The organism is Pseudomonas sp. MCal1 (genome assembly GCF_026341415.1).
In the GTDB taxonomy this organism is placed as follows: Bacteria; Pseudomonadota; Gammaproteobacteria; order Pseudomonadales; family Pseudomonadaceae; genus Aquipseudomonas.
On sequence record NZ_JAKUMP010000027.1, the window covers coordinates 1 to 21,542 of the forward strand.

Below are 21,542 nucleotides of genomic sequence, written 5' to 3' on the forward strand. Positions count from 1 at the left end.
TTCCGTTTCGACTGCGCCGGAAGTGGGGCGAATTATAGAGACTCAGAATCTGCCGTCAACACTTAATTTCGCTTTTCTTTCAATAACTTGCGAAAAGGCCAAAAAACACTCAAGACCCTCTATATAGAAGAAGGATTCAGCATCCCCCCCCTTCTATATAGAAAGAGCCATCAGAGCACCCCATCCTCTTTCATCGCAGCGACTGCTCCCGCCCCAAGACCCAGTACCCGCTGCAAAACGTCGAATGTATGCTCGCCCAGCAAAGGAGGCGCATGGCGATACTCGACAGGCGTCCGCGACAACCGGATCGGGCTGGCCACCTGCGGCACCGTCCCCGCCAGCGCATGAGGCAGCTCAATCGCCAACCCGCGAGCCTTCACCTGCGGATCCTCGAACACCTGCGACAGATCATTGATCGGCCCACACGGCACCCCTGCCTGCTCCAGCTGAGCCACCCACTCGGCAGTCGTCTTGAAGACAGTCGCCTGGCGGATCAACGGAATCAGCACAGCGCGGTTCGCCACCCGCAACTTATTAGTCGCGAAACGCGGATCGTCCGCCCACTGCGGCTGCCCGGCCACTTCGGCAAATTTTCGGAACTGTCCGTCATTACCTACCGTGAGAATGAAGTCGCCGTCTGCCGTAGGAAAATCCTGATACGGCACGATATTCGGATGCGCATTCCCCAGCCGTTTCGGCGCGGTCCCGGTCGTCAGATAGTTCATCGCCTGGTTGGCCAGGCACGCCACCTGCACATCCAGCAGCGCCATATCGATATGTTGCCCACCGCCAACATGATCGCGGTTAGCCAGCGCGGCCAGGATCGCCACAGTCGAATACAGGCCGGTCAGAATATCCGTCAGCGCCACACCCACCTTCACCGGGCCGGCGCCTTCATCGCCTTCAGGACGTCCAGTGAGGCTCATCAGCCCGCCAAGCCCCTGGATCATGAAGTCGTAACCCGCACGCTTCGCATACGGCCCGGTCTGACCGAAACCAGTGATCGAGCAATAAATCAGATCCGGATTGACAGCCTTCAATGACTCATAGTCCAAGCCATAAGCCGCCAGACCACCAACCTTGAAGTTCTCGATCAGGATGTCCGACTTGGCAGCCAGCTCACGCACAAGCTTCTGACCCTCGGGACGCGTGAAGTCGATCGTCACAGATTGCTTGTTACGGTTGGCCGACAGGTAATAAGCCGCCTCGCTGGTGTTCTCACCATAGGCGTCTTTCAGGAAGGGCGGCCCCCAGGCCCGGGTGTCGTCACCATTACCCGGGCGCTCGACCTTGATCACTTCCGCCCCAAGGTCGGCCAGGATCTGACCAGCCCATGGGCCGGCCAGCACACGCGATAAATCCAGTACCCGCAGATGCGACAGCGCGCCCATGGTCGCTCTCCTGTTAATAGAACGCCTGCAGGCCGGTCTGCGCACGACCGAGGATCAGCGCGTGAACGTCGTGAGTACCTTCATAGGTATTCACCACTTCCAGGTTGACCAGGTGACGAGCCACCCCGAACTCATCAGAGATCCCGTTGCCTCCCAACATGTCACGCGCCATGCGAGCGATCTCGAGAGACTTGCCGCAAGAGTTGCGCTTCATGATCGAAGTGATCTCAACCGCAGCAGTGCCTTCGTCCTTCATGCGACCCAGACGCAGGCAGCCTTGCAGTGCCAGAGTGATTTCGGTCTGCATGTCAGCCAGTTTTTTCTGGATCAACTGAGTAGCAGCCAGCGGACGGCCGAACTGTTGGCGATCCAGGGTGTACTGGCGAGCGGTGTGCCAGCAGAATTCAGCCGCACCCAGCGCGCCCCAGGAGATGCCATACCGTGCGGAGTTGAGGCAGGTGAACGGACCTTTCAAACCGCGCACGTCCGGGAAAATGTTCTCTTCGGGAACAAACACGTTATCCATGACGATTTCGCCGGTGATCGAAGCTCGCAGGCCGACCTTGCCATGAATCGCCGGAGCGCTCAGACCTTTCCAGCCCTTCTCCAGAACGAAACCACGAATGTCGCCCGCATCGTCCTTGGCCCAGACCACGAACACGTCGGCGATCGGGCTGTTGGTGATCCACATCTTGGCGCCGGTCAGGCTGTAGCCGCCTTCGACCTTGCGTGCACGCGTAATCATCGCGCCCGGGTCGGAACCGTGGTTCGGCTCGGTCAGACCGAAACAGCCGATCCACTCACCGGAAGCCAGTTTCGGCAGATACTTCTGTTTCTGTGCTTCGGTACCGAATTCGTTGATCGGCACCATCACCAGCGAAGACTGCACGCTCATCATCGAACGGTAGCCGGAATCAACACGCTCGACTTCACGAGCAATCAGACCGTAACTGACATAGTTGAGGCCGCTGCCACCATACTGCTCGGGAATGGTCGCACCCAACAGGCCGACTTCACCCATTTCACGAAAGATTGCCGGGTCAGTCTTCTCATGGCGGAAGGCTTCCAGAACGCGCGGCGCGAGGCTCTGCTGGGCGAATTGCTCGGCAGCGTCGCGGATCATGCGTTCTTCTTCAGTCAGCTGTTGATCCAGTAGCAGTGGATCGATCCAGTTGAAGCTAGCTTTACCGCCCATGAGTGAGTCCTCGCAAATCGGGTGAATTAACGTGGCATTGATCCTAGGCCCGCTTCGCCCTCCCGGCAAACGAGGATTTCGCATCCTGTTGTGCTAATTTCTCACTCCGAAACGTCGCGAGATGCCGATTAAGCGATGTATTAGTGAGGTTGACGTACATGCGCCGCAAGATACCCAGCACCACCGCCCTGATCAGCTTCGAAGCCGCCGCCCGTCACGAGAGCTTTACCAAGGCCGCCGAAGAACTTTCCCTCACCCAGGGCGCCATTTGCCGACAGATAGCCAGTCTCGAGGACTTCCTCAGTGTCGAACTGTTCCGACGCTCCCGTCGCGGAGTAAAGCTGACAGAAGCGGGGCTTTCCTACAGCCGTCGAGTAGCGACCCAGCTCGATGCCGTCGAGCGCGACACGCTGTCAGTGATGGGTCAGCAAGGCACCAACGTGATCGAGCTCGCCGTGGTGCCCACCTTCGGCACGCAATGGCTGCTGCCAAGATTGAAGGACTTCCAGCTCAAGCATCCGGAAGTAACGGTCAACCTGACCAACCGTACCCGCCCTTTCCTGTTTGCCGACACCGAGTTCGATGCTGCCATCTACTTCGGCGATGCCGATTGGTCGGGTACCGAATCCCACAGACTGATGGGTGAGAATCCGATGCCGGTGTGCAGCCCCACCCTGCTCGGCAACAAAACTCACCTGACACCCGATGAAATCGCCGATCTGCCGCTGCTCCAACAAACCACCCGCCCCTACGCCTGGCGACAGTGGTTCAACTCACAACACCTAAACATCCCCCGCGACATGACAGGTCCGCGCTACGAGCTATTCTCCATGCTGGCCCAGGCGGCCATGCACGACATGGGCATCGCGCTGATCCCGCCATTCCTGATTCAACGCGAATTGGCCGAGAAACGCCTGGTGATTGCCAACCCGAACGCGCTCTCCAGCATCAAGGCGTATTACCTGATGATTCCGGAGCGAAAGGTCGAATCGGCCTCCCTCAAGGCTTTTCGCGATTGGCTGGTGAATCAGGCACACAGCTACAACCTAGAGGGCTAAAGGGTTTCAGCGATTACTAACCCCGTAGTCAGGAAAATCAAAGCCCTACAGATATAACTATTTGTCGCAAATAGACAGACTGTATCCGAAAGTCGTACAGACGTCCCACAAGCGCCTGCCGACGTGGCTTTGCGCCCTCATTCGCGACTCATTGCGGCCTATTCACGTCACCGATGAGAAAAATCTTCAAATTCATCCAGACTCCTTGAAAGGCACGGCCTGCAAGGGATTCAACTGGCCATCTGCGACATTCGGTCACGGGATGACTTGTAGTTAATTTTCCGTCACCCGCCATAATCCCTTGAAGGGCATAAACTTCGCCTGCAAAATGCCGCGCCCCGCCCTGATTCGGCGGGATCGTGCTGATCGGCCGCCCCAGTCGCACCATCCGTAGTGCATGGGTTTACTCAATAAGATCACGCAGGAGATTTGACGTGCACATTGGTGTTCCTCTCGAAACCCAGACCGGTGAAACACGGGTTGCTGCAACCCCGGAAACCATTAAAAAGCTGATCAGCCAAGGTCATAAGGTCACTGTGCAAACCGGCGCCGGCGTTAAAGCCAGCGTTGTCGACAGTGCCTATGAAGCGGCAGGCGCAACCATTGGCAGTGCCAATGACGCGTTTGGCGCCGAGCTGATTCTCAAAGTGGTCGCGCCAAGCGATGCCGAGCTCACGCTGATCAAGCGCGGCACAGTGCTGGTGGGCATGCTCAACCCGTTCAACAACGACACCATCGCGAAGATGGCCGAGTGCGGGATTACCGCGTTCGCCCTGGAAGCAGCGCCACGTACGTCCCGGGCCCAGAGCCTCGACGTGCTGTCGTCCCAGGCGAACATTGCCGGCTACAAGGCCGTGCTTCTGGCTGCTCACTACTATCCACGCTTCATGCCGATGCTGATGACTGCCGCGGGCACCGTAAAAGCGGCGCGCGTGCTGATTCTGGGGGCCGGCGTGGCCGGGTTGCAGGCGATTGCCACGGCGAAACGTCTGGGTGCCGTCATCGAAGCGTCCGACGTACGTCCGGCCGTAAAGGAACAGATCGAGTCCCTCGGCGCCAAGTTCGTCGACGTGCCTTACGAGACCGATGAAGAACGCGAATGCGCGGTCGGCGTCGGCGGTTACGCCCGCCCGATGCCGGCGAGCTGGATGCAGCGTCAGGCCCAGGCCGTGCACGAGCGCGCCAAGCAGGCCGACATCGTCATCACCACCGCACTGATTCCGGGTCGCAAGGCACCGACGCTGCTCAGCGCGGAAACCGTGGCGCAGATGAAACCCGGCTCGGTGGTCATCGACCTCGCTGCTGCCCAGGGTGGCAACTGCCCGCTGACCGTGGCCGACCAGGTCGTGATCGAGAACGGCGTGACCATCGTCGGTCCGACCAACCTCGCCGGTGAAGTCGCCGCAGATGCCTCGGCGCTGTACGCACGCAACCTGCTGGACTTCCTGAAGCTGGTCTTCACCAAAGAAGGCCAGTTCGAAGTGAACCTCGAAGACGACATCGTCGCCGCGTGCCTGATGTGCCGCGACGGCCAAGTCATCCGCAAAAACGCCTAAGCAGGGATTCAGACGATGGAAGAGCTTATCTCCCCCGGTATCTACAACCTGATCATCTTCGTGCTGGCGATTTATGTCGGTTACCACGTGGTCTGGAACGTTACACCCGCGCTGCACACGCCTTTGATGGCCGTGACCAACGCCATTTCGGCGATCGTGATCGTCGGCGCCATGCTCGCCGCCGCACTGACCGTCACCCCGCTGGGCAAGACCATGGGCACCCTCGCGGTGGCACTGGCCGCGGTCAACGTGTTCGGTGGCTTCCTGGTCACCCGCCGCATGCTTGAGATGTTCAAGAAGAAAGCCCCGAAAGCAAAAGAAGAGGCGCCTAAGTAATGAGCATGAACCTCGTCACGACGCTCTATCTGATCGCGTCGATCTGCTTCATCCAGGCCCTCAAAGGCCTGTCGCACCCGACCACGTCGCGCCGCGGCAACCTGTTCGGCATGCTCGGCATGGCGCTGGCAATCCTGACCACTGTCGGCCTCATCTATAAGCTCGGCGCGCTCTCTTTAGAACAAGGCGGGGCCACCGCCGGCATTGGCTATGTGATCGTCGGTCTGCTGATCGGCGGCACCGCCGGTTCGATCATGGCCAAGCGCGTTGAAATGACCAAGATGCCGGAACTGGTTGCGTTCATGCACAGCATGATCGGCCTGGCAGCGGTGTTCATCGCCATTGCTGCGGTGGTCGAGCCGCAGTCGCTGGGCATCGTCAAGCAACTGGGCGACTCGATCCCGGCGGGTAACCGTCTGGAGCTGTTTCTCGGCGCAGCCATCGGTGCAATCACCTTCTCCGGTTCGGTGATTGCGTTCGGCAAGCTCTCCGGCAAGTACAAGTTCCGTCTGTTCCAGGGCGCACCGGTACAGTTCAGCGGTCAGCACAAGCTGAACGCAGTATTGGGCCTGGCGACGCTGATCCTCGGCGTCACCTTCATGCTGACCGGCAACCTCGCCGCGTTCGCCCTGATGCTGGCCCTGGCGTTCGTCATGGGCGTGCTGATCATCATCCCGATCGGCGGCGCCGACATGCCGGTGGTGGTGTCGATGCTCAACAGCTATTCCGGCTGGGCGGCAGCGGGTATCGGCTTCTCGCTGAACAACTCGATGCTGATCATTGCCGGCTCGCTGGTGGGTTCGAGCGGTGCGATCCTCTCGTACATCATGTGCAAGGCGATGAACCGTTCCTTCTTTAATGTACTGCTCGGCGGTTTCGGCAACACCGCGGACGCCGGTCCTGCCGGTGAGAAGGAAGCCCGTCCGGTGAAATCCGGTTCGGCTGACGACGCAACCTTCCTGCTGACCAACGCCGACACCGTGATCATCGTGCCTGGCTACGGTCTGGCGGTGGCCCGTGCGCAGCATGCGCTGAAAGAGCTCACCGAGAAACTGACCCATCATGGCGTGACCGTGAAGTATGCGATCCACCCGGTGGCCGGTCGGATGCCCGGACACATGAACGTACTGCTGGCCGAAGCCGAAGTGCCGTACGACCAGGTGTTCGAGATGGAAGACATCAACTCCGAGTTCGGCCAGGCCGACGTGGTGCTGGTGCTCGGCGCCAACGACGTGGTCAACCCGGCCGCCAAGAACGATCCGAAATCGCCGATTGCCGGCATGCCGATCCTCGAAGCGTTCAAGGCCAAGACCATCATCGTCAACAAGCGCTCGATGGCCAGCGGCTATGCCGGTCTGGACAACGAACTGTTCTACCTGGACAAGACCATGATGGTGTTCGGCGACGCGAAGAAAGTCATCGAAGACATGGTCAAAGCGGTCGAGTAAACCTCGCCGGCAATACAGAACGCCCCGACTTGTCGGGGCGTTTTTGTTAGCGCAAACCGTCGGACAATTTGCCGCGTTGTTGCAGATCCAGTAACGGTGTTTTACTTGAAACCCGCTAAATAGACGCCTCGTTTGCGACCTTGGTAGCGGGACAGGCGCTCGCGAAATTCACTAGACTGCGCATCCTGCTACTCGCTGCCCGAGAAAATAATCCATGTACCGTGACCGTATTCGCCTGCCTTCGTTGTTGGATAAAGTGATGAGCGCCGCCGACGCCGCTGCGCTGATTGAGGACGGCATGACCGTCGGCATGAGCGGCTTTACCCGTGCCGGCGAAGCCAAGGCCGTGCCCCATGCGCTGGCCGAGCGAGCCAAGGTCACGCCGCTGAAGATCAGCCTGATGACCGGTGCCAGCCTGGGCAACGACCTCGACAAACAACTGACCGAAGCCGGCGTGCTGTCGCGGCGCATGCCGTTCCAGGTCGACAGCACCTTGCGCAAGGCGATCAACGCCGGCGAAGTGATGTTCATCGACCAGCACCTGTCGGAAACCGTCGAACAACTGCGCAATCAGCAACTGAAGCTGCCGGACATCGCCGTGATCGAAGCCGTGGCCATCACCGAACAGGGCCACATCGTGCCGACCACCTCGGTGGGCAACTCGGCGAGCTTCGCGATCTTCGCCAAACATGTGATCGTCGAGATCAACCTGGCGCACAACGCCAACCTCGAAGGCCTGCATGACATCTATATTCCGACCTATCGCCCGACCCGTACGCCAATTCCACTGGTAAAGGTCGACGACCGCATCGGCAGCACTGCGATCCCGATCCCGCCGGAGAAGATTGTCGCCATCGTCATCACTCAACAGTCGGACTCGCCATCCACTGTGTCGTCGCCGGATGTCGACACCAAGGCCATCGCCGATCATCTGATCGCCTTCCTCAAGCAGGAAGTCGATGCCGGGCGCATGACCAACAAGCTCGGACCGCTGCAGGCCGGGATCGGCAACATTGCCAACGCAGTGATGTGCGGGCTGATCGATTCGCCGTTCGAAGACCTGACCATGTACTCCGAAGTGCTGCAGGACTCGACCTTCGACCTGATCGACGCCGGTAAGCTGAGCTTCGCCTCGGGCAGCTCGATCACCCTGTCGGAGCGGCGCAACAGCGACGTGTTCGGCAACCTGGAGAAGTACAAGGACAAGCTGGTGCTGCGCCCGCAGGAAATCTCCAACCACCCGGAAGTGGTACGGCGCCTCGGCATCATCGGCATCAATACGGCCCTTGAGTTCGACATCTATGGCAACGTCAACTCCACCCACGTCTGCGGCACGCGGATGATGAACGGCATCGGCGGTTCGGGCGACTTCGCACGCAACGCGCATCTGGCGGTTTTCGTGACCAAGTCGATCGCCAAGGGCGGCGCGATTTCCAGCGTGGTGCCGATGGTCAGCCACGTCGACCATACCGAACATGACGTCGACATTCTGGTGACCGAGGTTGGCCTGGCCGACCTGCGAGGCCTGGCGCCCCGGGAACGCGCCCGGGTGATCATCGATAACTGTGTACACCCGGATTTCCGCCAGGCGCTGAACGACTACTTCGAAAAAGCCTGCGCCATTGGCGGCCACACGCCGCACATCCTGCGTGATGCCCTGAGCTGGCATATCAATCTGGAAGAAACCGGACGCATGCTGGCCGTGTAATCCGCACAGATTTCCCGCTGGCGCAAACACAGTTTCGTCAGCGGGATTCTCAAAATCCCCAATCCCTACAAAAACTGTACTGCTGTACCGGTCATTTCCTACAGTCTTTCCCTACTTAAACCACCGAACTGGGCAAAAATGCACCAAATAGGCGCAGACAGGTACAGTTTGCGCAATTTTGACCCGTACACCCCCTATAAACAGTTAACTGGTCACTCACAATACAGGTGAACTGTATCTAGAGAGTCTGGCCAAACGAGAGGATCATGGGCACCAGTTAAACCACTACCTAATCCCGCCACAAGCGGAAGGATGTCAATCATGGAACGTACACTCAGTTCCGAACTGTTCTTCGAAGACAAAGCTGTAAAAACCCAGGCTTCCCTGCCTCTGCGCGTTATCGCCAACCTGATGCTGTGGCAGCGCCGCATCTCCAGCCGCCACCAACTGGCTCGTCTGGATTCGCGTCTGCTGGCTGACGCCGGGATTAGCGAAGCACAACGCTACGAAGAGCTGAGCAAGCCGTTCTGGCGCTAAGTAGCGTCGCTGGCTCTGGTCGCTAGACCCACCGCCAGCAACCCGAATTGAATACACAAGACCCGTCGCGGGAAACCGCGACGGGTCTTGTCGTTTCAGGCCTGAAAAACCTGATACCCAAGCCTGAAACATCAGATAGGTACAGTTTTAAAAACCAAACAAACGATAAGTACAGTTGCGAAAAATGTGTTCAGGCCAGCACCCTGACCACTGTGCGAATCCGCAAGGTGAGCCTAAGATCCATGCAGAACGTGGCGAATGCTGTGCGAATGGCGTCTGACCCTCAGACACCGAGCCACCTCTCAATACGGTTTACCCACAGGAGTTCTCCCATGTCCCGCCTTCGTCTGCTCAGCGCCGCCGCCCTGCTGGCCGTAGCTGCCAACGCCAGTGCCAGCAGCTTCATCGTTACTACCGACGCCGTGGTTGGCGCGCTCAAGTCCTCCTCCGATGCCACGTCCGAGGTCACTTCGTCCTTCCGTGACGACAAGATCGTGCTCGCCGCCCGTGACGACGCTGCCAGCTTCGTGGCCAGCGAAGGCGAAATCCGTGGCGTGAAACTGGAGAGCGCACTGGATCACATCCGTCATCAGGCTCCGCAACTGAACGCGACCGACGCACAGCTGGCCCAGGCCATTCTGACGATCTAAGCGACAGGAACATTCCGGGACACGCCGGTCATGTCCCGATGTTTCGGCGCTGGCTCCAGTCCGGGCATTGCGCTAGCCTTGGGACTCGCCAACAGTTGCCGAGTCCCATGCGTTTTCTTTCAAATCTGCTCATCCCCTCCGTACTGATCGCCGCCTGCTGGACTCCTCTGGCAGACGCCTTCGATGTGTCCACACAAAACACCGTGGTCAGCGTCTGGGCCACCGGCATGGTGTCTTCCGCGCCGTTCGACCGTAAACTGATCATCGCCGCGCAGGACGATGCTGCAGCGTTCGTTGCCAGTGACGGCCAGATGCGCGGCGCACAGCTGGAATCCGCCCTGCATTACCTGCGCAAAAGCCGGCCAAAACTTCATGTCAGCGACCTTGAACTGGCACAGGCAATTCTCGTCCAATAGTCATCCCTGTCTTTTCGGAGTCGTTCCATGCGTAGCCCGCTGATTGCTGCCGCCCTTGGCATGCTGTTGTTAGCCGATATGGCCCAGGCGCACACCCTGGTAGCCACCAGTAACATCATCGTCCGCGCCTCCCAGCGCACCATTGATTTCACCTCCGACACCACCACGTCGATTCGCGATTCGAAAATCATCCGCGAAGCCCACGACGACGCCGCCAGTTTCGTGGCCACCGACGGTGATATCCGTGGTGCAAACCTGGAAGCCGCCTTCAATACCTTGCGCACCCGCGTGCCGGAAGCTCGCGACGCCAGTGATCAGGTACTCGCCGAAGCCATCCTCGCACTGTGAAGTCATTCGGCGCCTGGCTGCTGGCCGGGGCGTTGTTGCTGCTTGGCAACAACGCCCACGCCGGCCTGCAATTGCAGCTCAAGACCGATGGCCTGAGCCCCGCCCAACAACAAGCCAGCCAGGCGCTGCTCGATGAAGCCATGCAGGCCTTGCCGCCAAGTTTCATCGAACGCCTGGACCGGCGCATCGATGTCGGCTGGACCGACGACATGCCCGGTAACGCCTACGGCCAGGCGACGCTCGTCTCCGAGCTGGACCTGAACCGCAAACTGCTCGCCAGCCTTACCGACGGCAGTGCGGCGCAAGAAAAAACCAATCGCCCCCACGGCACGGTTCGCCGCGAACTGCTGGCCACAGTGCTGCACGAAATCACCCATATTTACGATCGCGCGCGCTTGTGGCCGGCGGCCGAACGCACGCTGATCCAGCGCTGCACCCGGCGCAACAACAGCGCCGGGCTGATCGGCATTCCCGATGAATGCCGCGGCCAGAACGGTCGGCGCTTCACCCTCAGCGATGATCCACGCCTGCTCGATCTTGCCGGCTGGCAGCAATACGTCGGGCGCCGGGGTGAGCGGGAACAGCACAACCGGCAGATCGCCCGCAGCCCCGATCTCTACGAAATCTCCAGCCCGAAGGAGTTTGTCGCGGTCAACATGGAGTATTTCCTCCTCGACCCGAGTTACGCCTGCCGACGCCCGGCGCTGTATCGCTATTACCAGCAACACTTCGGCTGGGCACCGCCGGCCAAGGATGCGTGCGCCAAAACCTTCGCCTTCCTCAATGCCGGCAACGACTTTGCCAAACAGCCCCTGGGCCAGGTCGATCCGGAGCGCGTGTACGCGGTGGATTACCTGTTGGCCGAAGCCAACCAGAACTGGGTCAGCCGTTGGGGCCACAGCATGCTGCGTCTGGTGATCTGCACACCGGGCCGGCCGCGCGGGCCGGACTGCCGACTGGATCTGGATCAGCATCTGGTGCTGTCATACCGCGCCTTTGTCGGTGACGTGCAGCTGTCGAGCTGGGACGGTCTGGTCGGCAAGTACCCGTCACGACTGTTCGTGCTGCCGCTGGCGCAGGTGATCGACGAATACACCAAAACCGAACTGCGCAGTCTGGCATCTGTGCCACTGAACCTCTCGCGCAGTGAAATCGAGGGCGTTGTCGAACACGCTGCCGAAATGCACTGGAGCTACGACGGCAATTACTTCTTCCTCTCCAACAACTGCGCCGTCGAAGGCCTGAAACTGCTGCGCAGCGGCAGCAACAACGCCCGGCTCACCGGCCTCGACAGCATCATGCCCAACGGCTTGCTGGAAGTATTGAAGGGGCGTGGCCTGGCCGACACCAGCGTGCTCGATGATCCGAAAGAGGCATTGCGCCTGGGTTATCGTTTCGACTCGTTCCGTGACCGTTATCAGGCGATGTTCGATGTCTTGAAGAAGCAATTGCCGATCAAGCAGACAACCGTCGAGGAATGGCTTTCGCTGTCTGCCGAAGAGCGCCGCCCCTGGTTCGAACGGGCCGACTTGCGCACCAGCGCCGCACTGCTATTGCTGGAGCAAGCCAGTTTCCGCCGCCAATTGTTGCTGGCTCAGGATGAAGTCAAGCAACGCTACCTCGGCGCCCGGGAGCTGGAGAACGGCGGTATGGACAAGGCCAATGCGACGTTGCAGCAGATCCTCGCCAACAGCGGCTTCCTCAGTCGACCGGCAGAACTGCTCGATTCCCGGGGTTATGGCCTGCCGCAACCGAGCGAATTCAGCCGGCTTGAAGCGGAAAGCAGCCAGCGCCAGAAACAGTTGCTGGCTCTGACCGGCGATCTCGACAAGGAAGTGCGCGCGCTTCTTGAGCCAAAACGAGCGGCCGAGATCGCGGCCAACGAGGCGAATGTGAAGCAGATCGGCGAGCATCTGCGCAAACTGCACAAAGCGTCCGGCGGACTGGAATTACCCTGAAAAACACCGGCCCTGAAAACAAAAGACCGCAGCCAATAAAGGCTGCGGTCTTTTTTATTGCCTGACGATCAGTACAGAACGCCATCCAACACTTCGTAAACGACCCCGCTGCCCACCGCGATCAGCACGATGTCACCGCCGGCACGACGCCATTCATAACCCGGGTAATACGGCAGACGACTCAACGCCCGGTTATCCAGCCGTTCGCCGTAATAGCCATGGGGCAGCGGCCGGCCACGTACCAGATGGATGCCTGGAGGTGGCGGCGCACCGCGAACGAAGTAGCCATGATTGTCGCGGATCACCTGACGCACCGGGCCGAAATCCCGAGGCGGCGGGCCACCGCGATGGTTGCTTTGCCAATCATGATGATCGCCACCGCGATTGTCGTAGTGGCCCTGTTGCGGGCCGCCGTGGTCGTGATCGTCGCGCGGATCGGCGCTGGCCAACAGCGGCGTGGCGCTGATCATCAGCACGCCCAGACTGGCAATCAGACGTTTCGGCATTTTCATCGGGTCTTTCCTCACTGCACTGACAGCAAAAAGGGATTCAGAACGTGGTTCTGAATCCCTCGGTCTTGCTTGGTTAGTCTGTGCGTGGAGTCTCTAATTCCTCTGTATCAGGAACTTTACCTTCAGCTGACGCGAGCCTTACGCACGCCCTCGGACAGCGCCGAGCAAAGGCTCAACACGCCGTCGATGGCCTGGTCCGGCGTGGTCGCGTTGGCGATGTGATCGATCAGCGCCGAGCCCACCACCACACCATCGGCCAGACGCGCGATGGACGCGGCCTGCTCCGGCGTGCGAATACCAAAACCGATGCTGATCGGCAGATCGGTATGACGACGCAGACGCGCCACCGCTTCCTCGACGTGTTCCAGCGTCGCCGCGCCGGCACCGGTCACACCGGCGACCGACACGTAGTAAACGAAGCCGGAGCTGCCGTTCAACACTTTCGGCAGACGCGCATCATCGGTGGTCGGGGTGGTCAGGCGGATGAAGTCGATGCCCGCAGCCTGAGCCGGATCGCACAGCTCAGAGTTGTGCTCCGGCGGCATGTCGACCACGATCAAGCCATCAACGCCGGCCTCTTTGGCTTCGGCGATGAAGCGCTCGACGCCGAACTTGTGGATCGGGTTGAAGTACCCCATCAGCACCAGCGGCGTGTCGCTGTTGTCCTTGCGGAATTCGCGGACCATTTGCAGGGTTTTGATCAGGTTCTGCTTGGCGCCCAAGGCCCGGATGTTCGCCAGCTGAATCGCCGGACCATCGGCCATCGGGTCGGTGAAGGGCATGCCCAGTTCGATCACGTCGGCACCGGCTTTCGGCAAGCCTTTGAGGATGGCCAGCGAAGTGTCGTAGTCCGGGTCGCCAGCAGTGACGAAGGTCACCAGCGCGGCGCGGTTCTGTTGCTTGAGTTCGGCAAAACGGGTTTGCAGGCGGCTCATCAGTGTTTCTCCTGCTTGGAAGTTTCCATGTGGTGCATGACGGTCTGCATGTCTTTGTCGCCACGGCCGGACAGGTTGACCACCATCAGGTGATCCTTCGGCAGTTTCGGTGCGCGTTTGAATACTTCGGCCAGGGCGTGAGCGCTTTCCAGTGCCGGAATGATCCCTTCCAGACGGCAGCACTGGTGGAATGCGGCGAGGGCTTCGTCGTCGGTCACCGAGGTGTACTGGACGCGACCGATGTCATGCAACCACGCGTGTTCAGGGCCGATGCCCGGATAGTCGAGGCCGGCGGAAATCGAGTGTGCGTCGATGATCTGACCATCGTCGTCCTGCAGCAGGAAAGTACGGTTGCCGTGCAACACGCCCGGTACACCGCCGTTGAGACTGGCCGCGTGCTTACCGGTTTCGATGCCGTAACCGGCGGCTTCGACGCCGATGATTTCCACACTCTTGTCATCGAGGAACGGGTGGAACAGGCCCATGGCATTGGAACCGCCGCCGATGCACGCCACCAGGCTGTCCGGCAGACGACCTTCCTGGGCTTGCAGCTGGTCGCGGGTTTCCTTGCCGATCACGGCCTGGAAGTCGCGGACCATGGCTGGATAAGGATGCGGACCGGCCACGGTGCCGATCAGGTAGAAGGTGCTGTCGACGTTGGTCACCCAGTCACGCAGCGCTTCGTTCATTGCGTCTTTCAGCGTACCGGTGCCGGCGACCACCGGGATCACCTCGGCGCCCAGCAGCTTCATGCGGAACACGTTGGCCTGCTGACGCTCGATGTCGGTGGTGCCCATGTAGATCACGCAGTCCAGACCGAAACGCGCAGCTACCGTGGCGGTGGCCACGCCGTGCATGCCGGCGCCGGTCTCGGCGATGATGCGTTTCTTGCCCATGCGCCGCGCCAGCAGGATCTGGCCGATGCAGTTGTTGATCTTGTGCGCGCCGGTGTGGTTCAGCTCTTCGCGCTTGAGGTAGATCTTGGCGCCGCCGCAGAATTCGGTCAGGCGCTCGGCGAAGTACAGCGGGCTCGGACGTCCGACATAGTCGCGCTGGAAGTAGGCCAATTCTTCTTTGAACGCCGGATCGTCCTTGGCCGCTTCGTATTCGCGAGCCAGGTCGAGGATCAACGGCATCAGGGTTTCGGCAACGTAACGGCCGCCGAACGAGCCAAACAGGCCGTTGGCGTCAGGGCCGTTACGCAGATCGGAGGTGTTCGAAGTCTGGGTCATGGTTCGCTCCAGCGGATTTCACGAGAAGACAATGGCGTTCACTCTACCCCTGACCTTCCAGGCTGAAAACCGATAAGATCGCCACAACCTGTCAGGAAAACTCACAGATATCATGAGCCATGACCTTCCCCCGCTTAACGCCTTGCGTGCCTTCGAAGCCACCGCCCGCCTGAATAGCGTCAGCCAGGCTGCGGAACAGCTGCATGTGACCCACGGTGCGGTCAGCCGCCAGCTCAAGGTGCTGGAGGAGCATCTCGGCGTCAGTCTTTTCGTCAAGGACGGTCGTGGCCTGAAACTCACAGATGCCGGCATCCGACTGCGCGATGCCAGCGGCGAGGCGTTCAACCGCTTGCGCAGCGTTTGCGCGGAACTGACCCAAAGCACCGCCGATGCGCCGTTCGTGCTCGGTTGCTCCGGGAGTCTGCTGGCGCGCTGGTTCATTCCGCGACTGGGACGCTTGAATGCCGATCTGCCGGATTTGCGTCTGCACCTGTCGGCCGGAGAAGGCGATCTCGATCCACGACGCCCGGGGCTGGATGCATTGCTGCTGTTCGCCGAACCGCCATGGCCGGCGGACATGCAGGTGTACGAGCTGGCGAGCGAGCGCATCGGCCCGGTCATGAGCCCGCTGTTCAGCGGCTACCCGCGCCTGCAATCGGCACCGCCCATTGCCCTGCTCGACGAACCCGTGCTGCACACGACTTCACGCCCGCAAGCCTGGCCGAGCTGGGCTCAGCAAAGCGGCCTCGACGCCAAGGCGTTGAAGTTGGGGCAAGGTTTCGAGCATTTGTATTACTTGCTGGAAGCGGCCGTCGCCGGGTTGGGCGTGGCGATCGCGCCGGAACCGTTGGTGACCGAAGACTTGAAGGCCGGTCGCCTGGTCGCGCCGTGGGGTTTCATTGAAACCCCGGCGCAACTGGCGTTGTGGCTACCCAAGCGCGCCGCAGACGGGCGCGCCCGGCAATTGGCGCAGTGGCTCAGGAACGAGCTGCGCCAGGCGGATCACTCGCCGCGCTTGAACAGCAAGTAAGCGGCCAGCAGACCCAGCGCACCGACCGCCACACCGGCAGTCGTCCACGGATGTTCCTGCGCGTAATCGCGGGTGGCGATCCCGGTCTCGCGGGTTTTGACTTTGACTTCTTCGTAGGCATCGCTGAGCAGGCTGCGCGAGTGTTTCAACGCGCTTTCGGCGTTGCCCTTGAGCGCCTTAAGGGTCTTGCGCGACTCGTCCGAAGCGTCGTCCTTCAGGCTTTCCAACGACTTGAGCAGACTCTCGATCTCCGCTTCCATGCTTTGCAACGAGGCTTTGCGTAACGAGGTGTTGGCCATGGTGGCTCTCCTGCATTGGTGATGAGTGGCGTGTGTTGTTTGGGACTTCACGGCTTCCGGAAAGTGCAGAAAATCTGAACTTCCCTTCGCCCAGGACGCCGAAATCAACACGGCAAATCGCTGCTAGGCTCAATTGCACACTTCAAGGAGAACACCATGAGTGACCATCACACCTACAAGAAAGTCGAGCTGGTCGGCTCGTCCACCAGCAGCATCGAAGACGCCATCAACAATGCGTTGGCCGAGGCCAACAAGAGCATCAAGCATCTGGAATGGTTCGAAGTGACCGAAACCCGCGGCCACATCAAGGACGGCAAGGCTGCCCACTTTCAAGTGACCCTGAAAGTCGGGTTCCGGATTGCCAGCAGCTGAGTTTGGTCTACGCTTCTGAACTTGCGCGCTGGCCGAGTGCCATAGGAATGGCAATGCGCTACGAGGTGAGTGCATCGAGCGAACGGCTCGATGCCCGCCTTAATTAATCCGACCAGGGAGTGCGACCGATGAAGAAGTTGATATTGGCAGTAGGTTTGTTGAGCCTTGCGGGTGGTGCGTTTGCTGCCGGCAAGCCCTGTGAAGAACTGAAGGCTGAAATCGCGGCCAAGCTGGATGCCAAGGGCGTTTCCGGGTATTCGCTGGAGGTTGTCGACAAGGGTGCGGCCAGTGACGGCAAAGTCGTCGGCACCTGCGAAGGCGGCACCAAAGAGATCGTTTACACCCGCGGCTGATCACCCCGGAAAAACAAAAGCCGACGCAATGCGTCGGCTTTTTTTGTGCACGGATGCAGGATTTCAGCCCTTCATCACCTGCGCCAGCAACTCGTAGGAATGCAGGCGATCGGCGTGTTCGTACAGGTCGCAGGTGAAGATCAGTTCATCAGCCTGAGTCTGTTCGATCAGCACTTCGAGTTTCGCGCGGATTTTCTGCGGACTGCCGACCATCGCCAGACCGAGGAAATCACCCACCGCCTCACGCTCATGAGGCAACCACAGTCCGTCCATGGTTTTCACCGGCGGACGTTGCACCAGACTTTGCCCACGCATCAGCGCGAGGATTCGCTGGTACACCGACGTTGCCAGGTAATCGGCCTGTTCATCAGTGTCGGCCGCCACCAGCGGCACGCCGAGCATCACGTACGGTTTATCGAGCACCGCTGACGGCTTGAAGTGATTGCGGTAGACGCGGATCGCCTCGTGCATGAAGCGCGGTGCGAAATGCGAGGCGAAGGCGTAGGGCAAACCGCGCTCACCGGCCAGCTGCGCACTGAACAGGCTGGAACCGAGCAGCCAGATCGGCACATTGGTGCCGGTGCCTGGCATCGCGATCACGCGCTGATCCGGAGTGCGCGGGCCGAGGAAGCGCACCAGCTCAGCCACGTCTTCCGGGAAATCATCGGCACTGCCGGAGCGCTCACGGCGCAGGGCGCGGGCGGTCATCTGATCGGAACCCGGCGCACGGCCCAGGCCGAGGTCGATCCGCCCCGGATACAGGCTTTCAAGGGTGCCGAACTGCTCGGCGATCACCAGCGGCGCGTGGTTGGGCAGCATCACACCACCGGAGCCGACACGGATGGTCGACGTGCCACCGGCCAGATACCCCAGCAACACCGAGGTGGCAGAACTGGCGATGCCATCCATGTTGTGGTGCTCGGCGACCCAGAACCGCGTGTAGCCAAATTTTTCGACATGCTGCGCCAGATCCAGCGAGTTGCGCAGCGACTGGGCCGGGCTGCCGTTCTCGCGCACCGGCACCAGATCGAGGGTGGAAAACTTTACGTCGGACAGTTGCTTCATAAACCTGCATCTCCGATTGAGGGTGCAGGTTTGTTCTTGGCGAACGCAAACCTGCCCAATTCATAAGCGTGTTCTGTGCAATGAGGGCATATACCCGAGTTTCAATAGCCGATCAGAAATTTCCTACTAAAAAAGTCAACGATTCAGTTGGGCTGAACTTTGTTCCGGCGTCTATCCTCAGAAGCCTTGCAGGCAAAAACCACGACGGCGCGGCATTTCGCGCCCGATTTGAAGGAGGCACACATGGCTATCGTGAAGAAGGCATCCGCACATTGGGAAGGTGACCTGAAAACCGGCATCGGCTCGATTTCCACCGAAACCGGCGTCCTGCGGGAAGCGCCCTACGGCTTCAAGGCGCGCTTCGAGGGCGGCAAGGGCACCAATCCGGAAGAACTGATCGGCGCCGCTCATGCAGGTTGTTTCTCCATGGCGTTCTCGATGATTCTCGGTGACGCCGGGCTCAAGGCCGACAGCATCGACACCCAGGCGGAGGTCACACTGGATCAGGTGGATGGCGGCTTTGCGATCACCGCAGTGAAACTGATCCTCAAGGCAAAAATCCCGGGAGCAACCCAGGCGCAGTTCGAAGAATTGAGCAACAAGGCCAAGGAAGGTTGCCCGGTGTCCAAGGTGCTGAATGCGAAGATCACTCTCGACGCGTCGCTGGTTGGCTGACGGGATTGAGCCGGATCAGAACCCGCCAGGCAAAAATGTGGTCGTATAAATGACAGCAGCTTTCGCGCATCTTCGTGCGCGCTGCTTCGATGGAGCTTCAACCATGAAACGTTTTGCCTTGGCGGTTATCTGTGGCGTGTTGGCAACCTCGGCCTTCGCAGCGCCCAAAGACTGCGAAGAACTCAAGCAAGAGATCGAAATCAAGATTCAGGCGAATGCCGTGCCCTCCTACACCCTGGAGATTGTCTCCAGGGAGGAGGCTGAAAAACACGACGTCGCCATGATCGTCGGCACCTGCGACAACGGCACCAAAGCCATCATCTATCAGAAGAATGACCGCTGATGCGCCTCAGATGATGCAGTTGACCTCACGGTCCTCGGCGACGATTTCCCGCTTGTCGTTGTACAGGCGGGCACTCGGGGTAAACGCCAACGAACGGCCTTCCAGCCTGTAACGCTGTCCCGCCTCGAAATGATCGTAGCGGATGGTCAGATAGCACAGCCGCTCAACGGGGCCGGTCATCAGGCTGCCGCCTCCGCCGAACACTTCAAAGTCGAAGCGCACCCGTAACTCGTGGCTGCCGGGGGTGACCTGGAAAAAACGCCCGTCAGTCAGCCGCTGGTTGTCGAGGCGCTCGGCCATCAGCAGTTTCCCGCCGGGGGACGGCGTCGAGAATTCGACCCAGGCCATATTGGGATCGACGGGGGGCAACGGTATCTGGCAACCAGTGAGCAAGCCTGCGGCCAGCAACAGCATCAACGTGCGCATGATGGATGTCCGTGAGTTCGGACATCCAGCATAACGCCGATCAGGTTCGCTGGCAGCCCGCCGGCGTGCCCTGTCCCACCACGTTGCGTTGTTGATCGTAGAGCTTGGCCCATGGACGGAAACCGATGCTTCCCGCCTGCAACTGATAACGCTGGCCGGCATTGAAATCCTTGAATTTCACGTTCAACTGACAATCGCGCCACAGCGGCTCGGCATCCGGGCCGATGTTGGTCGCTTCGACCGGGAATTGATAACGCACCCTCAACTCATGGCTGCCGGGCAGCACTTCGAAGTAACGGTGATCGACGGCCGCCTTGTTGTCGACTTCCAGCGCCTGCAGCGCCGTGTCCTGTTGCCGGGCATCCAGATCGATCCAGGCTTGCGAGGGGTCAGGGGTCGGCATTCCGAATCCGGCACAACCGGCAAGCGTCAGCACGCTTCCTGTCAGTATCAACATGCGCATAGCGAAGCTCCAATGGGCGGGATAGTCTTGGGAAGACTTTCCGGGGGATTTTTTATTTTGATCAGGCCGCTTCCAAGCCATGGGTTACTTGATCGCGTTTTGCGGATTTTGTTTCCGGGTGTGATGATTTTGTTGCTCAACGGTTGCTCAAGCCTGAGCTATTACAGCCAGCTGGCCAGCGGTCAGTTGCAGCTTTTGCGGGCGCGGGAGCCGGTGGCCAAGGTGATCGCCGACCCGGCTCGCGACGCCAGACTGCGCACTCACCTGACCCAGTCACAAAAAGCCCGGGCCTTCGCCAGCGAACACCTGCACCTGCCGGACAACCAAAGCTATCGCCTCTACGCCGACATCGGTCGGCCGTTTGTCGTGTGGAATGTGTTCGCCACCCCGGAATTTTCCCTGAGCCCGCAGAACCATTGCTTCCCGATTGCCGGCTGCGTGGCCTATCGCGGCTATTACAGCCAGAGCGCAGCGCGGGGCGAAGCCGCGATTCAGCGCCTGCAAGGCATGGATGTGTCGATCGGCGGCGTCGAGGCCTACTCGACTCTGGGCTGGTTCAACGACCCGATCCTCAATTCGATGATGGGCTGGGGCGACGAGCGTCTGGCGACGCTGATCTTCCACGAACTGGCCCACCAGCGTTTCTATGTGAAGGACGACACTGAGTTCAACGAGTCCTTCGCGACCTTCGTCGAGCAGGAAGGTACGCGGCAGTGGCGAGCGTTTCGGGGCTTGCCCCCGGAAAACGACTCGAAGCTGAAACAACGGGATCAGTTCATTCGGTTGATCCTCGATACCCGCTCACGACTTGAACAGCTCTATGCACAACCGCTGGCGACGACGCAGATGCGCGAGCGCAAGGCGGCGGAGTTCGAACGGTTTCGACACGACTACCGAGCGATGCGCGATGGCCAGTGGGCTGGAGACAAACGCTATGACGCCTGGGTCAATGCGCCATTGAATAACGCACGGCTGTTGCCGTTCGGCCTTTATGACCAGTGGGTGCCGGCGTTTACTGCATTGTTCAGGCAGGTCGAAGGGAATTGGGTCAGGTTTTACGCAGAGGTCGAGAAGTTGGGTGGCTTGCCAGTCGTTGAGCGCAAGTCGGCGTTGAAAGTGCTGGCAGACTCATAAATCTACAGCGGCATTTTTGGCTCCATCGCGAGCAAGCTCGCTTGTATGCTGGTACTTGAAGGGAGGAGGAGGGACAAGGCTCGATTCTGACTGTTGGCGCAG

The 21,542-nt window shown here is 60.0% G+C and carries 25 protein-coding genes; 16 read left to right on the forward strand and 9 right to left on the reverse strand.

Annotated features, from left to right (window positions below; all coding sequences use genetic code 11):
* Positions 1-170: 170 nt before the first annotated feature.
* Together MKZ87_RS28645 and MKZ87_RS28650 are read right to left on the reverse strand one after the other, a co-directional pair.
* On the reverse strand, positions 171-1,391 hold the full coding sequence (locus MKZ87_RS28645) for a CaiB/BaiF CoA transferase family protein (protein ID WP_085696478.1): 1,221 nt from the start codon (positions 1,389-1,391) through the stop codon (positions 171-173).
* A gap of 13 nt (positions 1,392-1,404) precedes the next feature.
* Complete coding sequence (locus MKZ87_RS28650) at positions 1,405-2,586, reverse strand: acyl-CoA dehydrogenase (protein ID WP_085702201.1); 1,182 nt, start codon at positions 2,584-2,586, stop codon at positions 1,405-1,407.
* 158 nt (positions 2,587-2,744) lie between these two features.
* On the opposite strand from MKZ87_RS28650, the gene MKZ87_RS28655 reads away from it, so the two are divergent.
* The 10 genes from MKZ87_RS28655 to MKZ87_RS28700 all read left to right on the forward strand — a co-directional run bounded on the left by MKZ87_RS28655 (position 2,745) and on the right by MKZ87_RS28700 (position 12,601).
* The gene (locus MKZ87_RS28655) at positions 2,745-3,644 is read left to right on the forward strand and encodes a LysR family transcriptional regulator (protein WP_085696481.1); all 900 of its coding nucleotides are present in this window, start codon (positions 2,745-2,747) and stop codon (positions 3,642-3,644) included.
* 434 nt (positions 3,645-4,078) lie between these two features.
* Positions 4,079-5,200, forward strand: coding sequence for a Re/Si-specific NAD(P)(+) transhydrogenase subunit alpha (locus tag MKZ87_RS28660; RefSeq protein WP_266202214.1), 1,122 nt, complete (start codon positions 4,079-4,081; stop codon positions 5,198-5,200).
* A gap of 15 nt (positions 5,201-5,215) precedes the next feature.
* On the forward strand, positions 5,216-5,536 hold the full coding sequence (locus MKZ87_RS28665) for an NAD(P) transhydrogenase subunit alpha (RefSeq protein WP_003220416.1): 321 nt from the start codon (positions 5,216-5,218) through the stop codon (positions 5,534-5,536).
* Positions 5,536-6,984, forward strand: coding sequence for an NAD(P)(+) transhydrogenase (Re/Si-specific) subunit beta (locus tag MKZ87_RS28670; protein WP_085696483.1), 1,449 nt, complete (start codon positions 5,536-5,538; stop codon positions 6,982-6,984). The genes MKZ87_RS28665 and MKZ87_RS28670 overlap by 1 nt, the downstream gene beginning before the upstream one ends.
* Before the next feature lie 214 nt (positions 6,985-7,198).
* Positions 7,199-8,692, forward strand: coding sequence for an acetyl-CoA hydrolase/transferase family protein (locus MKZ87_RS28675; RefSeq protein WP_085696485.1), 1,494 nt, complete (start codon positions 7,199-7,201; stop codon positions 8,690-8,692).
* A 321-nt stretch (positions 8,693-9,013) separates the two neighbouring features.
* Positions 9,014-9,229, forward strand: coding sequence for a DUF1127 domain-containing protein (locus MKZ87_RS28680; RefSeq protein ID WP_011331828.1), 216 nt, complete (start codon positions 9,014-9,016; stop codon positions 9,227-9,229).
* 332 nt (positions 9,230-9,561) lie between these two features.
* Positions 9,562-9,879 (forward strand): DUF2388 domain-containing protein, encoded by a 318-nt coding sequence (locus MKZ87_RS28685; RefSeq protein WP_266202215.1) that lies wholly within the window; start codon positions 9,562-9,564, stop codon positions 9,877-9,879.
* Between the two features lie 107 nt (positions 9,880-9,986).
* Positions 9,987-10,295 (forward strand): DUF2388 domain-containing protein, encoded by a 309-nt coding sequence (locus MKZ87_RS28690; protein WP_085702204.1) that lies wholly within the window; start codon positions 9,987-9,989, stop codon positions 10,293-10,295.
* A gap of 27 nt (positions 10,296-10,322) precedes the next feature.
* Positions 10,323-10,643, forward strand: coding sequence for a DUF2388 domain-containing protein (locus MKZ87_RS28695; protein ID WP_085696491.1), 321 nt, complete (start codon positions 10,323-10,325; stop codon positions 10,641-10,643).
* Complete coding sequence (locus MKZ87_RS28700; RefSeq protein WP_266202216.1) at positions 10,640-12,601, forward strand: DUF4105 domain-containing protein; 1,962 nt, start codon at positions 10,640-10,642, stop codon at positions 12,599-12,601. Before MKZ87_RS28695 ends, MKZ87_RS28700 begins: the two co-directional genes overlap by 4 nt.
* 68 nt (positions 12,602-12,669) lie before the next feature.
* Here the strand turns inward: MKZ87_RS28700 and MKZ87_RS28705 are convergent, their stop codons facing one another.
* From MKZ87_RS28705 to trpB, 3 genes are all read right to left on the reverse strand, one after another.
* Entirely contained in the window at positions 12,670-13,113 is a 444-nt protein-coding gene (locus tag MKZ87_RS28705; RefSeq protein ID WP_007953914.1) for an anti-virulence regulator CigR family protein, read from the reverse strand.
* A 122-nt stretch (positions 13,114-13,235) separates the two neighbouring features.
* Positions 13,236-14,048 carry a tryptophan synthase subunit alpha gene (trpA, locus tag MKZ87_RS28710; protein ID WP_085702207.1) on the reverse strand — a complete coding sequence of 271 codons (813 nt, stop codon included), beginning with the start codon at positions 14,046-14,048 and terminating at the stop codon, positions 13,236-13,238.
* Entirely contained in the window at positions 14,048-15,280 is a 1,233-nt protein-coding gene (gene trpB / locus MKZ87_RS28715) for a tryptophan synthase subunit beta (protein ID WP_085696495.1), read from the reverse strand. The genes trpA and trpB overlap by 1 nt, the downstream gene beginning before the upstream one ends.
* Before the next feature lie 112 nt (positions 15,281-15,392).
* On the opposite strand from trpB, the gene MKZ87_RS28720 reads away from it, so the two are divergent.
* On the forward strand, positions 15,393-16,310 hold the full coding sequence (locus tag MKZ87_RS28720; protein ID WP_266202217.1) for a LysR family transcriptional regulator: 918 nt from the start codon (positions 15,393-15,395) through the stop codon (positions 16,308-16,310).
* Here the strand turns inward: MKZ87_RS28720 and MKZ87_RS28725 are convergent.
* On the reverse strand, positions 16,283-16,609 hold the full coding sequence (locus MKZ87_RS28725) for a DUF883 family protein (RefSeq protein WP_007953918.1): 327 nt from the start codon (positions 16,607-16,609) through the stop codon (positions 16,283-16,285). The genes MKZ87_RS28720 and MKZ87_RS28725 overlap by 28 nt on opposite strands.
* 156 nt (positions 16,610-16,765) lie before the next feature.
* On the opposite strand from MKZ87_RS28725, the gene MKZ87_RS28730 reads away from it, so the two are divergent.
* Together MKZ87_RS28730 and MKZ87_RS28735 are read left to right on the forward strand one after the other, a co-directional pair.
* Entirely contained in the window at positions 16,766-16,981 is a 216-nt protein-coding gene (locus MKZ87_RS28730) for a dodecin (RefSeq protein ID WP_007953919.1), read from the forward strand.
* Between the two features lie 128 nt (positions 16,982-17,109).
* On the forward strand, positions 17,110-17,334 hold the full coding sequence (locus tag MKZ87_RS28735; protein ID WP_085702209.1) for a DUF1161 domain-containing protein: 225 nt from the start codon (positions 17,110-17,112) through the stop codon (positions 17,332-17,334).
* 63 nt (positions 17,335-17,397) lie between these two features.
* Here MKZ87_RS28735 and MKZ87_RS28740 read toward each other — a convergent pair whose 3' ends face one another.
* A complete protein-coding gene (locus MKZ87_RS28740) occupies positions 17,398-18,399 on the reverse strand; it encodes an LLM class flavin-dependent oxidoreductase (protein ID WP_065260633.1) in 1,002 nt (333 codons plus the stop codon).
* Between the two features lie 243 nt (positions 18,400-18,642).
* Here MKZ87_RS28740 and MKZ87_RS28745 point away from each other — a divergent pair, with 243 nt between their 5' ends.
* Complete coding sequence (locus tag MKZ87_RS28745; protein WP_085690445.1) at positions 18,643-19,074, forward strand: OsmC family protein; 432 nt, start codon at positions 18,643-18,645, stop codon at positions 19,072-19,074.
* A gap of 103 nt (positions 19,075-19,177) precedes the next feature.
* The gene (locus tag MKZ87_RS28750) at positions 19,178-19,417 is read left to right on the forward strand and encodes a DUF1161 domain-containing protein (RefSeq protein ID WP_085696501.1); all 240 of its coding nucleotides are present in this window, start codon (positions 19,178-19,180) and stop codon (positions 19,415-19,417) included.
* A gap of 6 nt (positions 19,418-19,423) precedes the next feature.
* Here the strand turns inward: MKZ87_RS28750 and MKZ87_RS28755 are convergent, their stop codons facing one another.
* Positions 19,424-19,843 carry a hypothetical protein gene (locus MKZ87_RS28755; RefSeq protein WP_266202218.1) on the reverse strand — a complete coding sequence of 140 codons (420 nt, stop codon included), beginning with the start codon at positions 19,841-19,843 and terminating at the stop codon, positions 19,424-19,426.
* 40 nt (positions 19,844-19,883) lie between these two features.
* Positions 19,884-20,306: a hypothetical protein gene (locus tag MKZ87_RS28760; protein ID WP_085696508.1), complete on the reverse strand. Its 423-nt coding sequence runs from the start codon at positions 20,304-20,306 to the stop codon at positions 19,884-19,886.
* Between the two features lie 57 nt (positions 20,307-20,363).
* Between MKZ87_RS28760 and MKZ87_RS28765 the strand changes: the two genes are divergently transcribed.
* Complete coding sequence (locus MKZ87_RS28765) at positions 20,364-21,440, forward strand: aminopeptidase (RefSeq protein ID WP_266202219.1); 1,077 nt, start codon at positions 20,364-20,366, stop codon at positions 21,438-21,440.
* Positions 21,441-21,542: the final 102 nt, after the last annotated feature.